This window comes from Robiginitalea myxolifaciens, assembly GCF_900115205.1.
Classification (GTDB): domain Bacteria; phylum Bacteroidota; class Bacteroidia; order Flavobacteriales; family Flavobacteriaceae; genus Robiginitalea; species Robiginitalea myxolifaciens.
The window spans coordinates 241480-257464 of sequence record NZ_FOYQ01000001.1; the positions used below are offsets into that span (position 1 = coordinate 241480).

The 15985-nt window shown below is 50.5% G+C and carries 16 protein-coding genes; 13 read left to right on the top strand and 3 right to left on the bottom strand.

Annotated elements, in window-relative coordinates; translation table 11 throughout:
* The first annotated feature begins 110 nt into the window (after positions 1-110).
* On the top strand, positions 111-806 hold the full coding sequence (locus BM318_RS01025; protein ID WP_092979973.1) for a DUF2490 domain-containing protein: 696 nt from the start codon (positions 111-113) through the stop codon (positions 804-806).
* 40 nt (positions 807-846) lie between these two features.
* A complete protein-coding gene (locus tag BM318_RS01030; protein ID WP_092979975.1) occupies positions 847-1617 on the top strand; it encodes a carbonic anhydrase family protein in 771 nt (256 codons plus the stop codon).
* A gap of 228 nt (positions 1618-1845) precedes the next feature.
* On the opposite strand, the gene BM318_RS01035 is transcribed toward BM318_RS01030, so the two are convergent.
* The 3 genes from BM318_RS01035 to BM318_RS01045 are packed head-to-tail and all read right to left on the bottom strand — an operon-like array spanning position 1846 to position 5349.
* Positions 1846-3387, bottom strand: a complete 1542-nt coding sequence (locus BM318_RS01035) for an acyl-CoA carboxylase subunit beta (RefSeq protein ID WP_092979977.1) — start codon at positions 3385-3387, stop codon at positions 1846-1848.
* Positions 3388-3410: 23 nt separating this feature from the next.
* Positions 3411-4853, bottom strand: a complete 1443-nt coding sequence (locus tag BM318_RS01040; protein ID WP_092979979.1) for an acetyl-CoA carboxylase biotin carboxylase subunit — start codon at positions 4851-4853, stop codon at positions 3411-3413.
* Positions 4854-4857: 4 nt separating this feature from the next.
* Entirely contained in the window at positions 4858-5349 is a 492-nt protein-coding gene (locus BM318_RS01045; RefSeq protein WP_177218236.1) for an acyl-CoA carboxylase biotin carboxyl carrier protein subunit, read from the bottom strand.
* A gap of 82 nt (positions 5350-5431) precedes the next feature.
* Here BM318_RS01045 and udk point away from each other — a divergent pair, with 82 nt between their 5' ends.
* From udk to BM318_RS01100, 11 genes are all read left to right on the top strand, one after another.
* Positions 5432-6040 (top strand): uridine kinase, encoded by a 609-nt coding sequence (udk, locus tag BM318_RS01050; RefSeq protein WP_092982007.1) that lies wholly within the window; start codon positions 5432-5434, stop codon positions 6038-6040.
* Positions 6037-6378 (top strand): FtsB family cell division protein, encoded by a 342-nt coding sequence (locus BM318_RS01055; RefSeq protein WP_317040328.1) that lies wholly within the window; start codon positions 6037-6039, stop codon positions 6376-6378. Before udk ends, BM318_RS01055 begins: the two co-directional genes overlap by 4 nt.
* Positions 6368-7732: a methylmalonyl-CoA mutase family protein gene (locus tag BM318_RS01060; protein ID WP_092979982.1), complete on the top strand. Its 1365-nt coding sequence runs from the start codon at positions 6368-6370 to the stop codon at positions 7730-7732. Before BM318_RS01055 ends, BM318_RS01060 begins: the two co-directional genes overlap by 11 nt.
* Entirely contained in the window at positions 7719-9926 is a 2208-nt protein-coding gene (scpA, locus tag BM318_RS01065; protein WP_092979983.1) for a methylmalonyl-CoA mutase, read from the top strand. The genes BM318_RS01060 and scpA overlap by 14 nt, the downstream gene beginning before the upstream one ends.
* A gap of 138 nt (positions 9927-10064) precedes the next feature.
* Entirely contained in the window at positions 10065-10838 is a 774-nt protein-coding gene (locus tag BM318_RS01070) for a ParA family protein (RefSeq protein WP_092979984.1), read from the top strand.
* Positions 10839-11750, top strand: a complete 912-nt coding sequence (locus tag BM318_RS01075) for a ParB/RepB/Spo0J family partition protein (protein WP_092979986.1) — start codon at positions 10839-10841, stop codon at positions 11748-11750.
* Positions 11743-12465 (top strand): DUF5683 domain-containing protein, encoded by a 723-nt coding sequence (locus BM318_RS01080; RefSeq protein WP_245759705.1) that lies wholly within the window; start codon positions 11743-11745, stop codon positions 12463-12465. The genes BM318_RS01075 and BM318_RS01080 overlap by 8 nt, the downstream gene beginning before the upstream one ends.
* A 4-nt stretch (positions 12466-12469) precedes the next feature.
* Positions 12470-13171 carry a 4-hydroxy-tetrahydrodipicolinate reductase gene (dapB, locus tag BM318_RS01085; protein ID WP_092979988.1) on the top strand — a complete coding sequence of 234 codons (702 nt, stop codon included), beginning with the start codon at positions 12470-12472 and terminating at the stop codon, positions 13169-13171.
* A 116-nt stretch (positions 13172-13287) separates the two neighbouring features.
* On the top strand, positions 13288-15000 hold the full coding sequence (lepB, locus tag BM318_RS01090; RefSeq protein WP_092979990.1) for a signal peptidase I: 1713 nt from the start codon (positions 13288-13290) through the stop codon (positions 14998-15000).
* 25 nt (positions 15001-15025) lie between these two features.
* On the top strand, positions 15026-15655 hold the full coding sequence (locus tag BM318_RS01095; protein WP_394333319.1) for a WbqC family protein: 630 nt from the start codon (positions 15026-15028) through the stop codon (positions 15653-15655).
* Positions 15655-15975: a DUF6122 family protein gene (locus tag BM318_RS01100; protein WP_092979992.1), complete on the top strand. Its 321-nt coding sequence runs from the start codon at positions 15655-15657 to the stop codon at positions 15973-15975. The genes BM318_RS01095 and BM318_RS01100 overlap by 1 nt, the downstream gene beginning before the upstream one ends.
* Positions 15976-15985 lie beyond the last annotated feature (10 nt).

Genomic DNA, 15985 nt, shown 5'->3' on the forward strand with positions numbered 1-15985 from the left:
TTTACTGTATTATTCTAAAAGTATTACTATTAAATATTTGTTAATTGCCATTGCCATGATTGCATGCAGGGCTATTTTTGTTCCGTTTTTAAGCTATATCGTTAAACAATATGAAGCGAATATTAGTATTTATCCTCCTTGGTCTGACCCTTCAGGCATCTTATGGGCAGGGTCCAGACGAAGATCAACTCGGGGCCTGGTACATGTACTTCTACAGTGCCGATTTCGGAGATACCCAATGGGGAGTCCAGGGCGACTTTCAATACCGGGACTGGCGGGGACTCGGAGACAGAGAACAATTATTACTGCGCTCCGGACTAACCTTTACGCCTAAAGATTCGGGGGTAAAATTCACCCTGGGTTACGCAAATATTTCCACCGGACAATTCGGCACTGATATCGATAACCCGGTAGTGGAAAATCGTATCTATCAGGAAGCGCTTTTTTCTAATGTGATTTTGAAACGACTCTTACTTACGCATCGATTCCGCTATGAACAACGTTGGGTAGCCGAGCAGGATTTCCGTACCCGATTTCGATACAACATTTTTATCAACGTGCCTTTCGAGGGTACTACCCTGGATAAAGGAACCCCCTATTTCGCCTTTTACAATGAGCTTTTTATAAACGGAGAAAGGACTATAGGTGAAGACTTGGAAGTTCAGTTTTTTGACCGAAACCGGACCTATTTAGGCCTGGGATACGCGCTCAGTGATAAGCTGAGAATGCAAGTGGGATGGATGCAACAGACCACGGTAAACTGGCAAAAAGGACAACTTCAATTTAGCTTACATCACACATTTTAAAAATTGACACCTCGATTAACTATTAACTAAATCTGCAATTATGAAAAAGAATTTTTTACCCGTTCTAGCGCTTTCGGTTCTGGCCCTGCTTACAGGGTGCCAGGAGAAGGCCAATGAAAATCCACAGGAGCTTATGACGGAAAACCAACCCCGCCAGCTCGAAGAAGCTGTGGAGAGTATCCTGACTGCCGAAGAACAGGCCAGTATGACGCCTGACGAAATTATCGGCAGACTTAAAAAGGGTAACGAGAATTTCATGAACAACAATCTAACCCGCCGCGATCATTCCGCCCAACGCCGCAAGGCAATGATCGGCCAATATCCACAGGCAATTGTATTGTCCTGCGTAGATAGCCGGGTACCCGTAGAAGATGTATTTGATCTGGGGATTGGAGACATCTTTGTAGCCCGGGTTGCCGGAAATATCGAAAACGAGGATATCGTGGGCTCGATGGAATTTGCCACGGCCGTTGCCGGGTCTAAGGTTGTCATTGTTATGGGGCATACCGCTTGCGGGGCGGTAAAATCCACTATCGACAATGTAGATGCCAGAGCGTTGAACATGAACTCACTGGCCGATTTAATGGATGAGATCAGACCTGCGGTAAATGAGACCCCGGTAGAGGGAGCGATTTCCTCCGAAAACGTAGAATTTACAAATGCGGTTATCACCAATAATGCCATGAGGACAGTCCAGAATATCAGGGATGCCTCTCCAACAATGGCTAAAATGGAAGATGAAGGTAAGATCAATATCATATCGGCGGTTTACGATATGGAAAGTGGAAAAGTGACCTTCAACCGCGATTAAAAGAGCAAATTAATAACTTAAGAATATCAGCAATATGAAACGCAATAGCACCAATTCTCCGACTGAATCCAGGAGGTATGCTTTCTTCTCCAGTTTCAGACAGAGCAAGCGTATCAAATGGACCGAGAGTCGCAAGTACGTTTACTAATTCCCATGCCATGGGAGAATAAGACCGCCCTACTGGATTGCAGTAGGGCGGTTTTTACTTTTTAATACACGTAGAGTTGCTTAAAGTGGAATATTCCCGTGTTTCCTTCGGGGTTGTTCCACTTCTTTTTTCTCTAGGGAAGCAAAGCCGCGAATAAGCTTGCGGCGCGTTTCCCGGGGCAGGATTACTTCATCGATAAACCCACGGCGCGCAGCCCGATACGGGTTGGCAAAGGTATCGGCATATTCCGCCTCCTTTTCGGCCAGTTTCTCGGTCGGATTCGCTGCAGCATTGATTTCTTTTCGGAAGATAATCTCACTGGCTCCCTTGGCTCCCATTACGGCAATCTCCGCTACCGGCCAGGCATAATTGAGGTCGGCTCCAATATGCTTGGAGTTCATTACGTCATAGGCTCCTCCGTAGGCCTTTCGGGTGATCAGGGTAATACGCGGGACGGTAGCCTCACTAAGGGCGTACAAAAGTTTAGCGCCATGAACAATTATCCCGTTCCACTCCTGATCCGTCCCCGGGAGGAATCCAGGAACATCCACAAGCACCAACAAGGGGATATTAAAGCTGTCGCAGAAACGCGTAAATCGGGCAGCTTTACGGGAACTATCCGCATCGAGAACCCCGGCCAGGGCCAGAGGTTGATTCGCTATGACTCCAATACTCCTCCCGCCGAGGCGTGCAAAACCAGTAATGATATTATCGGCAAATTGCTCGTGGATCTCGAAGAAACTGTCCGTGTCAATAATCCCCGAAATCACTTCTTTCATATCGTAGGGCTGGTTTGGGTTGGCCGGGATGATCTCCTGTAAGGCCTCCCGGTATTCCTCTCCCAACTCGTAAGGAAGCGAAGGAGGAAGTTCCCGGTTATTCTGAGGAATATAGGTGAGCAGTGTACGCAGATCCAGCAGGCAAGCCGCATCGTTTGGGGCAGTCCGGTGGGCAACACCCGATTTGGCCGCATGGGTTTGTGCTCCGCCCAGTTCTTCTGCGCTTACGGTTTCGTTGGTGACGGTTTTAACTACATTCGGTCCGGTTACGAACATATAACTGGTCTGTTCGACCATGGTAATAAAATCCGTCATTGCCGGGGAGTATACCGCACCGCCAGCACAGGGACCCATAACCGCAGACAGTTGAGGAATTACCCCGGAAGCCCGGACATTCCTGTAAAATATATCGGCATACCCACCCAGGGAACGAACCCCTTCCTGTATCCGTGCTCCCCCAGAGTCATTTAATCCAATGATGGGTGCCCCGGCTTTCACGGCCAGGTCCATGACTTTGCAAATTTTCTCCGCATGCGTTTCCGAAAGCGAGCCTCCAAAAACGGTAAAATCCTGGGCAAAGACATAGACGAGTCGTCCGTGGATGGTCCCATATCCTGTTACGACCCCATCGCCGTAAAACTGCTGATCCGCCATCCCGAAATCAGTGGTTCTGTGGGTAACCAGAATACCCAGTTCCTCAAAGCTATCCTTATCTAACAGATACATGACCCGTTCGCGTGCCGTTAGTTTTTTATTCTCATGTTGCTTGTCAATACGCTTTTGACCTCCACCCAGACGGGCTTCGGCCAACTTCTCCTGCAACTTTTGAATTTTATCTTCCATAGTGATTTTGATAAATGGGTGGCTTAAGCGTGATTTATCCTGAGTTTTCCTTTCTCCTTCAGGTAATGTCGCAGGGCTATCCGGGCAGCTATTTCCGCTTCGCGCTTTTTTTGGTCCCGAATCTTTTCGGGTTGATAATGGAGCTTTACAAAATGGGTGCTGAAATCCCCACTGACAAAAGCAGGGTGCCTGCAGACAAAATCCCCGAACTCCAGGGTAGTTGCTACCCCTTCTACCCGATAGGCCGCAATGGCATCAATCATACGTCGGATAGCCGCATTCCGGTCAGGTCCATACGTGATTAACTTGGAGAGCATGGGATCGTAATAAATCGGGACCTGCATTCCCTGCTCATAGCCATTGTCTACACGTATGCCCTCCCCTTCCGGTAACGTGTAGGTCGCGAGTTGGCCCACACTGGGTAAAAAATTATCCAAAGGATCTTCGGCGTAAACCCGTAATTCGAGAGCATGACCCTGAATGCGTAATTCCTCCTGAGAAAGCGGAAGTTTTTCGCCACGAGCCACACGGATTTGCCATTCCACCAGATCCTGTCCGGTGATCAATTCGGTTACCGGGTGCTCCACCTGCAGCCGGGTATTCATCTCTAAGAAGTAAAAGTTATGATCGGCATCCAGGAGGAATTCTACCGTACCCGCACCCACATAATCACAGGCCCGTGCCACATCAACGGCAGCCGTTCCCATAGCATTTCGCAACTCCGCATCCAGAACAGCGGAAGGAGCTTCTTCCACCACCTTTTGGTGTCTGCGTTGAACACTGCATTCCCGCTCAAATAAGTGTACGATGTTACCGTGGGTATCGGCCATGATCTGGATCTCAATATGCCGGGGTTTGGCCACATATTTTTCGATGAATACCGAGCCATCGCCAAATGCGGATTCCGCCTCGCTCATAGCGCGGGCAATTTGTTCCTTCAATTCGGCGGGTTTCTCCACGACGCGCATCCCCTTACCCCCACCTCCTGCAGCGGCCTTTATCAAAATAGGATACCCGATCTGTGCCGCGATTTCCCGAACTTCTTCCGGATCGTTAATCGGCTCTTCCGTGCCCGGAACCATGGGAATGCCATAGGCCTTAACCGCTTCCTTGGCCGCCAACTTGTCGCCCATTACCTCAATGGCTTTGGGACCAGGCCCGATAAAAACGAGTCCAGCTGCCGTGACCTGCTGGGCAAATCCGGCATTCTCACTCAGGAATCCATAACCGGGATGGATGGCGTCTACCCCAAGTCGCTGGGCTGCGGCTACAATCCGGTCTCCCCTGAGGTAGGAATCGGAGGAAGCCGGCCCGCCCAGGCAAACCGCTTCATCGGCAAAACGGACGTGGGGTGCATCCCGATCCGCTTCCGAATACACTGCCACGGTAGCCAGTCCCATTTTCCGGGCCGTGCGCATAACCCGCAGCGCGATCTCACCTCTGTTGGCAATCAATACTTTCTTCATAACCTTAATCTTCAAATTCCAGCAACAGGGCCTTTTTATCTACTGCCATCCCTGCCGAAACAGCAACCGCTTTAATCTTACCATCCCGGGGCGAACGAATCGCATTTTCCATCTTCATAGCTTCCAGCACCAATAAGGTCTGACCTTCCTCCACCGTATCCCCGGCCTCCACTTCCAGAGAGAGGATCAAGCCCGGCATGGGCGCTTCGATCTGGGAAACGCTGCTGGCAGAATTTAAACTGTATCCCATCGCTTCGATTTGAAGGTCCAGGGCATCCGCAATCTGCACTTCATAAGTGGTATTGCCAACCAGGACCTCATAATGCTTTTGAGGGAATCCCCCGGACTGGATTCGCGCCTGAAAGCGCTGCTCCCCGTCCAACACATGGAGCTTGCCACCGGCTGCCTCTTCGATCACTTCTGCTGCACCGGCCGCTGCCTCGTTGAGCTCAAAGGTTCCGTATCCCGCAACGGTAAGGCGATATTGGTTACTCATAGATTCCATTTTTAGTCTTCCGGGGAAATTAGCAATAAAATAATCATCGGGGAAATTCCTAATTTTGCCCAAAACGTGCGGAATGCTGACCATTGGAATTGCGGGGGGGACAGGATGCGGTAAAACTACCGTAGTCAACCAAATCATAGAGCAGCTGCCCGTAGAAGAAGTTGGCGTGATTTCCCAGGATTCCTACTACAAGGATCTCTCGCATTTGAACTATGAACAGCGGAGCAAGATTAACTTTGACCACCCTTCGGCTATTGATTTTGACCTGCTGCACGAGCATTTGGAAAAGCTGAAAAAAGGAGAAACGATTGACCAGCCCGTCTACTCCTTTAAGGAACATAACCGCACGGGAGATGCGGTGCCTACTCCTCCGAGAAAGGTCATGATCGTAGAGGGGATCCTGATCCTAACGAATCCTGAAATTCGCGAACTTTTCGATATCAAAATCTTTGTCCATGCGGATTCGGACGAACGCCTTATCCGGAGGCTTAAAAGGGATATAAACGAGCGTGGGCGGGATCTGCAGGAGGTCCTGGACCGGTATCAGAATACGCTGAAACCCATGCACGAACAATTCATTGAGCCTACCAAAGAATACGCGGATATCATAATTCCCAATAACCGGTATAATACGGTAGCCATTGACATTGTCCGGACCATCATCAATGAAAAATTAGTGTGAAAAAGTGGTTTGCCAACTTACGGGGAAAGCGCTGGTTCAGAATAGCCAGTAATATTTATGTGCTGATATTGAGCGTCTTTGTGGTTTGGATGCTCTTCTTTGACACCAACTCCATGCTGATCCACAACGAACTGCATCGTGAAAATCAGAAGTTACAGCAGCAGAAAGAGTTTTTGCAAGAGCAGATTGCCCGGGACCGGGAAATTATCGAAAGGCTTTCCGACCCGGCCGAACTGGAAAAATTTGCGCGAGAAAAGTACTTTTTGAAAAAGGAAGGAGAGGATATTTACATTATCGAATATCAGGATAGCCTCAAACAAGAGCCGGATGACCGCTAACGAATTATTTAAAGAATTTCCGCCCATAGACCCCAAGGCGTGGAAACTAAAAATACAGGCCGAACTCAAGGGAGGGGATTTTAATGAACTCCTCACCCACCTGACGCCCGAAGGGATTCGCATCAAGCCCTACTACACCGCTGAAGATCTGAAATCCGTTGCTTTGGTAAACCCGGACAGGGGTTCCTGGAAAATAGGATATTCCCTGGATCCTGCTCGCGCGACCGACCCATTGGAAGTTGCCCTTGAAGCTTTAACCCAGGGAGCGGAAAGGTTGCTCCTTCCCGGGGATATTTCGAATACCTCATGGCTGAATGACCTGGAGAATCAATTGCCGGATGGTAGCAAGATTCTTTGGGAATGTGCGGGTGCAAAAATCCCGGATTCCAAGCTTAGGGGACCACACCTTTTCCTGATTGACCCCGTTGGTAACCTGGCGGCCACCGGAAACTGGGTGGAAAATATGAAGCAGGATCTCAGCGAAGCCGTATACGCTTTCAAAGCCGAAAGCGGACATTTCAGGATCTTGATTCGCGGGGAAGTCTATCAGGAAGCCGGGGCCAACCGGGTTCAGGAACTGGCTTACTCCCTGGCTCATATTCAAGAGTACCTGCTGCGTCTGGAAGCGCTCGGTCAGGATCTGAGTCGTTTGCCTGCACCCGTATTTAAGGTAGCCTTAGGGGGAAATTACTTTATGGATATTGCCAAGTTAAGGGCGCTCAGGAAATTGTGGTACCTCCTGGGCACGGCTTCCGGCCACAGCGGGAAGTGTCAGATAATCGCCCGGCCATCTTTGCGCAACAAGACCCTGTACGACTACAACACCAACATGCTCAGAACCAGCCTGGAAACAATGGCTGCCGTACTCGGGGGAGCAGACGTAATCAGCAACTTGCCCTACGATTCCCTGTATCAGGACCACAATTCTTTTGGGGATCGCATTGCACGTAATCAGCTCTTATTATTAAAACACGAGGGGCACTTGGACAAAGTGCAAAATCCCGCCGACGGAGCGTATTACATTGAATCCCTTACCGAAGACTTGGGCAGCAAAGCCCTGGATCTCTTTAAATCAATGGAGCAAGGAGGAGGATTGCTCGAGCAATTAAAATCCCATACCCTCCAACGGAAAATACGAGAGAACGCCACCCGGGAACAGGAAGATCTGACTAAAGGCGAACAGGTATTGGTCGGCACAACGGTTTACCCGAATCCGGCGGATCAAATGGCGGGAGCAGTCTCCAACGATTTTGCGAAACCGGGTAATGGACATAAGACACTACTCGAACCCCTGCCCATTCGACGCCTGGCACTACCCTATGAACTTAAAAGGTTGGAAGATGAAGCGCGATAAGGTTCAGGATTTACAATGGAATAACGGGGAAGCCACCGCACAATCAGGTGGTGCTTCGGGTACAGCAAAATCCATAGGCGGAGGGTCCGCTGCAACTGGGGATGAATACATGACTGCCGAAGGCCTCGGTTTAAAACCTAAATACGAAGCCGCGGACATCGAAGCGCTAAAGCTCACCGACTACGCCGCCGGCCTTCCTCCTTTTCTGCGGGGGCCCTATGGAAGCATGTACGTGCAGCGCCCCTGGACCATACGACAATACGCGGGATTCTCTACTGCGGAAGAAAGTAATGCTTTCTACAAGAGAAATCTGGCGGCGGGACAAAAAGGGCTTTCGGTGGCCTTTGACCTGCCTACCCACCGGGGTTATGACTCAGACCATCCGCGTGTAACCGGGGATGTCGGCAAAGCCGGGGTAGCCATTGACAGTGTGGAAGATATGAAGCGCCTTTTCCAGGACATTCCCCTGGATAAGATGTCGGTGTCCATGACCATGAACGGAGCGGTTATCCCAATTATGGCCTTCTACATTGTAGCCGCTGAAGAACAAGGGGTATCGCCGGAGCAGCTCGCCGGGACCATTCAAAACGATATCCTCAAGGAATTTATGGTGCGCAACACCTATATCTATCCTCCCGAACCCTCCATGCTCCTGGTTGCAGAAATTTTCCGCTACACCAGCAAGCACATGCCCAAATTCAACAGCATCAGTATCTCGGGTTACCACATGCATGAAGCGGGGGCGCCGGCACATATGGAGTTGGCATACACCCTGGCCGATGGGTTGGAATACCTGCGCACAGGGATTCGCGCCGGCTTGAAAATAGATGCCTTTGCCCCGCGCCTGTCCTTCTTCTGGGGGATCGGGATGAACCATTTCATGGAAATCGCCAAGCTTCGGGCCGGCAGGCTTCTGTGGGCGAAGATTGTAAAGGACTTCAATCCGGAAAACCCGAAATCCATGGCCCTCAGGACCCATAGTCAAACCTCCGGCTGGAGCCTGACCGAACAGGATCCTTTTAATAATGTGGCGCGCACCATGATCGAGGCGGCTGCGGCTGCTTTTGGGGGAACGCAGAGCCTGCATACCAACGCCCTGGATGAGGCCATTGCCCTGCCTACGGATTTTTCTGCGCGTATTGCCCGGAATACCCAGCTCATCCTGCAACAGGAAAGTGGCATAACCCGAACCGTGGACCCCTGGGGAGGGAGTTATTATGTCGAGCACCTCACTGCAGCCCTTTGTGAGAAAGCCTGGGAATTACTCGAAGAAATCGAAAGTCACGGCGGTATGACCCGGGCTATTGAAGCCGGGATCCCGAAAATGCGTATCGAAGAGGCCGCTGCGCGCAAGCAGGCCCGAATCGACAGCGGAAAGGACGTAATTGTTGGCTTAAATCGTTTTGAAAGTCCGGACGACTCGCCATTGCAAATTCTGGAAGTAGACAACACCAAAGTACGCCAGCAACAGGTAGCACGCCTGGAGGCGTTAAAGGCAAATCGCAATGAGGCCGAAGTACAGGATGCCCTGGCGATTCTGGAAACGACAGCGCGAGAAAAGCTCACCGGAGAACCCGGGGGGGATACTGATTCAAATTTATTAGCTTTAGCCGTAAATGCGGCTCGCAAAAGGGCCAGCTTGGGAGAAATTAGTATGGCCCTGGAAAAGGCTTTCGGAAGACATACGGCCCAGGTTCAATCCATAACCGGAGTGTACGCCAAAGAAATTCAAAACGACCCAGATTTTAAACGCGCCCAGGAACTTTCCGACCGTTTTGCCGCGGCCGATGGGCGACGCCCGCGAATAATGATCGCGAAAATGGGACAGGACGGTCATGACCGCGGTGCCAAAGTTGTTGCTACGGCCTATGCCGACCTGGGTTTTGACGTGGATATCGGCCCCCTCTTCCAAACCCCGGCCGAAGCCGCAAAGCAAGCCGTAGAAAATGACGTACATATCCTGGGGGTGTCTTCGCTTGCAGCGGGTCACAAAACCCTGGTTCCCGAGGTGATTAAAGCACTAGCCGATATGGGCAGACCTGAAATTCGGGTAATTGTCGGTGGGGTAATTCCCAAACAGGATTATGACTTTTTGCACGCTGCCGGAGTAAGCGGAATTTACGGTCCGGGGACCAGGATTAGCGAGGCAGCCGTAGAAATTCTGGAGGGTTTACTGGAAAGTATCCGGGATTGATTGCAGCCAAGTGACTCAGCTTGTTAAAGTTTAGCCACTATTGTCCTCAAACCCCCGAAGTTATTCACTTCCTGTTAACAACTATCGTTTCCTCAACTGGCAAATAATCGTATTTTTAAGCCCTAACTTATCTTACTTATGGGCAAGATTATTGCTATAGCGAATCAAAAGGGAGGCGTAGGTAAAACGACCACAACCGTTAATCTGGCTGCTGCCCTTGGTGTCCTTGAAAAAAAGGTCCTGCTGATCGATGCAGACCCTCAGGCCAATGCAACTTCGGGCCTGGGCGTTGATGTGGAGGATATCGCTATCGGAAGCTATCAATTGCTGGAACATACTAAAGAAGCCGCCGAGTGTGTGGTTGGAACGAATTCCCCCAATGTGGACCTGATTCCAGCCCATATTGACCTGGTGGCTATCGAAATCGAACTGGTAGACCAGGATCGCCGGGAATACATGCTTAAGGAAGCCCTTGCGGGAATAAAACACAGCTACGATTATATCCTGATCGACTGTGCCCCTTCCCTGGGTTTGCTCACCCTGAATGCCTTGACGGCTGCCGATTCGGTAATCATCCCTATTCAATGTGAATATTTTGCCCTGGAAGGTCTGGGCAAACTGCTCAATACCGTCAAAAGTGTCCAGCGTATCCATAATCCGGATCTGGATATCGAAGGGATGTTACTAACGATGTACGATTCCCGCCTGAGACTTTCCAATCAGGTTGTCGAAGAGGTTCGCAAACATTTCGGAGATATGGTATTTGAAACCATCATTCAACGCAACGTGCGCCTGAGTGAGGCTCCAAGCTACGGGGAAAGTATCATCAAATACGATGCGAGCAGCAAAGGCGCGGCCAATTACCTGAACATGGCGCACGAACTCTTACAGAAAAACCCTCAAACCGTTTAAATGGCAAAGGCAACCAAAAAGCAGGCGCTGGGTCGCGGCTTGTCGGCCCTTTTAAACGATCCTGATAACGATATCAAATCGGCGAGCGACCGCAATGCCGACCAGGTTGTGGGCTCTATAGTAGAGCTGGATCTGGAACGGATTGAGGTAAACCCCTATCAGCCCCGTACAAATTTTAGCGAGGAAGCCCTGGAGGAATTAGCCACCTCCATCAAAGAACTCGGTTTGATCCAACCTATTACGGTTCGTAAAATGGATTTTAACCGGTACCAGTTGGTCTCCGGTGAAAGACGTTTCCGAGCCTCTCAGAGAATTGGCCTCAAAACAATTCCCGCCTATATCCGCCTGGCCAATGACCAGGAAACCCTGGAGATGGCCCTGGTCGAAAACATTCAGCGCCAGGATCTGGATCCTGTTGAGATTGCCTTGTCCTATCAGCGTCTGATCGATGAGATCGGCCTTACTCAGGAAAGGCTTAGTGACCGGGTGGGTAAAAAGCGAAGCACGATTACCAATTACCTGCGATTGCTGAAACTGGACCCCATCCTGCAAACCGGGATGCGAGATGGCTTTATCAGTATGGGACACGGCCGGGCTCTGGTCAACGTGGAGAATCGCGACAAGCAACTCAGCATCTACGAGAAAATACTTGCCGACGGCCTTTCGGTTCGCCAGACAGAATCCCTGGTACGCGAGTCCCGTGAAGGAGCTCCTCAAACGCAGGGCAGCCCGTCTGCAACAAAAACTGCCGTGCGGCTCCCGGGTTATGCTACCCAGGGACAAGAAGAGCTGAAAGCCTTCCTGCAGGCGGCTGTTAAAGTACAGGCTAAGGGAAGTAAAGGAAAAATTACGGTCCCTTTTAGCTCTGAAGACGAATTCCGAAGAATTCTCAAAAGAATCACGGGTGTCTAGGGGAATCATTTTCCTCCTCCTGCTATTGGTTGCCCCTGCACTTTGGGGACAGCAACCCAGCGATTCTCTGCAAACAACACCTCCGCAACAGGTCGATTCCACCCTGCAGCAGGAGGAGCTAAGCCGGAAAGAAGCTCGGAGAAACGCACGAAAAGCCCAGGACTCCCTGAAAAGGGATCTCCGGGAAAAAGGGATTTCCATTGAAGATGTGCAACAGCGACAGGAAGTCAATCCACTCGCCCCTAGCCGGGCCGCCTTTTATTCGGCAGTACTCCCGGGTCTGGGACAAGCTTATAACAAGCGATACTGGAAGGTTCCCATAGTATGGGGAGCCATCGGCACAGGAGTTGCCGTTTACCTGTACAATGATGGTTTATACGATCGATTCCGAACTGCTTTTAAACGCCGGCAGGCGGGTTTTACCGATGATGAGTTCTTCGACGTAAATCCGGACGACGATATTATCCCTACAGACCCCCTGTTTTCCCTGGAGGCCCTGGAAGATGGGCAGGAGCGCTACCAGCGCGACCGGGACCTGGCCATGCTTATTACTATTGCCCTTTACGCACTCAATATTATCGATGCCAATGTGGATGCCCATTTGAAACAATACAATGTGGATGAAAACCTGAGTTTGAATATCCAGCCTTATCTGGAGCTCACTCCCATTGAGCAAGTTCCCAATTATGGGCTGGCGATGCGGATATCATTCTGACAAAATGAAGATAGGATTATTCGGATATGGCAAAATGGGGCAGCTTCTCGACAAGTTGGCCACGGAACAGGGCGATGAAATCGTAGCCCGGATCGATGGACCGGATTCGGATCCGCCACTCGATCAAATGGACGTAGCTATCGACTTCAGCCTCCCGGAATCTGCCTTTGATAATATTTCGCTTTGTCTGAAGGCGGGTGTACCTGTGGTGTCCGGTACTACCGGCTGGTTAGATCGGTACGAGGAAGCAGTAGCCCTCTGTGGGGAAACCGGAGGAGCCCTACTCTATGCCTCGAATTTCAGCCTGGGGGTAAACCTGTTTTTTGCCCTAAACGAACAACTTGCGCGGCTCATGCAAAACGCCCCGGGATATGCCGTCCACCTGGAAGAAACCCATCACATACACAAGTTGGATGCTCCAAGCGGAACCGCCATTACCCTGGCAGAAGGGGTTGTGGAAAACAGCGATTACCCGGCCTGGAAACCCGAGGAAGCCCCTGGCTTGGGACTGCCCATTCGTTCCATCCGGGAAGGGGAAGTACCCGGCACCCATGTGGTTAGCTGGAGTTCTCCGGTAGATCGAATCGATATTACCCATACCGCACATAACCGGGAAGGTTTTGCTCGAGGCGCCTTGTTTGCCGCATCCTGGTTAGTTGGAAAGCAAGGGGTATTCAGCATGAAAGATGTGTTAAACCTCCGTTAAGCCAATGCCCGGATTCCTCCTGAAAGGCTTACTTTGATCAAAATTCCTAATTTTCTGCGCCAGAACTCTCATATTTGCCAACCAAAGCGCACTAAGACCTAAAACCAAAGACACTCATGAACTTTACCCAGTGGATCCTCTTCTTTTTCGCGGTACAGCTCATTCATTTTCTCGGAACCTGGAAACTCTATCAAAAAGCCGGTCGTAAAGCCTGGGAAGCCGCTGTCCCTATTTACAACGCCTATGTCTTGATGCAAATCATCGGACGTCCGAGATGGTGGGTGCTACTGCTTTTTATTCCGATCATCAATTTGTTGATGTTCCCGGTGGTCTGGGTGGAAACGGCCCGGAGTTTTGGACAAAACAAGCTTAAGGATACCTGGTTGGTGCTCCTCAGCCTTGGGTTTTATCTGTATTATATCAACTACGCCCTGGACGTGAGCCATGTGCCAAATCGCGACCTGAACCCGAAATCTGCTTCAGGGGAGTGGGTATCGTCTATCGTTTTTGCCGTGGTAGCGGCCACCTTCGTGCATACCTATTTTATGCAGCCCTATGTGATCCCGACAGGGTCCCTGGAAAGAACCCTTCGTGTCGGGGACCTGCTTTTTGTGAGCAAGATGCATTACGGGGCCCGCGTGCCTATGACAACTGTCGCTGCCCCCATGGTACACGATACGCTTCCGGTAATAGGAACGCGTTCCTATTTGAAAAAACCACAATTACCCTACATGAGGCTTCCGGGCTTTCAGGAGGTCAAAAAGAACGACCTGGTGGTCTTTAGCTGGCCTGCCGATACCGTAAAGCAGTTTTTTCAGTTGGATAAGCGCGTAGATAAGCCCATTGATAAGAAGTCCAATTACGTAAAGCGATGTGTCGGTACCCCAGGAGATTCGCTTCAGGTTATCGATGGCTATGTATTCGTTAACGGCCAACAGCTCGAACTTTCCGAGCGGGCACGTCCCATGTACGACTACACAGCTTATAGCAGCAAAGGAGTGGCTACGGAATGGTTCCGTCGGGTAGGCGCCGACGAGTTTGTGCGCACCTATCTGTGCGAACAACTCAACCAGTCCCAGCTGAATTTTATCGTACCCTACATTCGCCAATCCCAAAATCAAAACGGACAAACCGTAATTATTACAGATGCCCAGGGGCTATCTGTAGAAGTTGTACGCGCCGCTGGGATACGCAATATCCGGGAGATTTCCCTGCGGGAGCGCGCAGTAGCCCTAACGGATGAAATGGCCGAGGCCTTAAGAAACATTAAGGGCGTTGATTCCCTGGTGCGGCTGGTTGAGCCAGCAGGTACTGCAGGATTCAAAATTTTCCCAGAAAATCCGCGCTACCCATGGAATTATGATAATCTCGGACCCATCTATATCCCGGGAGCCGGAGACCAGGTTGCCTTAAGTCCCGAAGTACTGCCCCTATACAAAAAGATAATTCGTGATTATGAAGGTCATGATGTAAGCGTAAACGGGAATCAGGTCTATATCGATGGCCAGCCCGCAACCAGCTTTACCTTTACCCAGGATTATTACTGGATGATGGGAGATAATCGCGACCACTCCGAGGACAGCCGCGCCTGGGGATATGTACCGGCCAACCACATTGTGGGTAAGCCAGTATTTATCTGGATGAGCTTTGATAATTTCAATCAGGGCATGGCCAATTGGAAGCCACGTTGGGACCGCATATTCACAACGGTCAGTGGCAGCGGGGAGCCTCAGTCTTATTTCCGGCATTTTTTGGTAGCCCTGGCTGCCTTCTTTGTCCTGGATTATTTCTGGAGGAAACGACGCAAGAAAAAGAAGCAGGGCGCATAATGCCTGTGAGCGAATACCGCTGAACGTGGAGCTACTCCTACATCCTACTTATTTTCCCAATGTCATCAGTCTACGATGCCTTCAGGAAGGCGGGGTTGTTTGGGAAGTTTGGGATAACTACCAGAAGCAAACGTACCGTAACCGCTGTTACATCTGTACCGATCGCGGACGGCAAATGCTCAACATCCCAATTCGACATAGCGGAGGAGCTAATGGCCGCCAACGTTACCGGGATGTTCAGATAGACAACACTTACCCCTGGCAACGTCAACATTGGCGGAGCCTGGAAACCGCCTATCGCGCTGCCCCCTTTTTTGAGTATTACGAATCGAGGCTCCGGAAAATCTTCGAAGAGGAATTCGAAACACTCCTTGACCTGAACCTAAGTACGGCGAGGCTGCTCTGTGAATTGCTGGAAATAGATTTTCCCGAAGCTACATCCACTGCTTATGAAGCTGAACCCAACGAAAAACAGGACCTGCGATTCCTGGCCGGCGCCAAAACCCCGCTCGATCTTGACTTTCCTTCCTATCCCCAGGTTTTTGAAGACCGACACCCCTTTGTTGCCAACCTCAGTGGATTGGACTTACTTTTTAATGAGGGGAAACTCGCCGGGGAATACCTTAAAAAAATATCCTTGCCTGTACAATCGTGATGCGGGATCTACTCCATTATGGCTTGCACCTGGGTCTTCCGCTCCTGGCTGCACTCCTGGTTTACAGGGAAAAGTTTTGGAGGGCATTCTTTTGGATGCTGGCAGGCTGGAGTATTGACATAGACCATCTACTTGCCGATCCTATTTACGACCCCATGCGTTGCAGTCCGGGATTTCACCTGCTTCACAGTTTACCGGCTTTGGGAGTCTATTACATCCTGGCCGTTTATCCGAAAACGAGATGGTTTGGATTGGGTTTAATCATGCACCTGATCGCCGACTCCTTCGATTGCTGGGCAATTCTGGAATTTTCAAGCTAGGTGATGCATT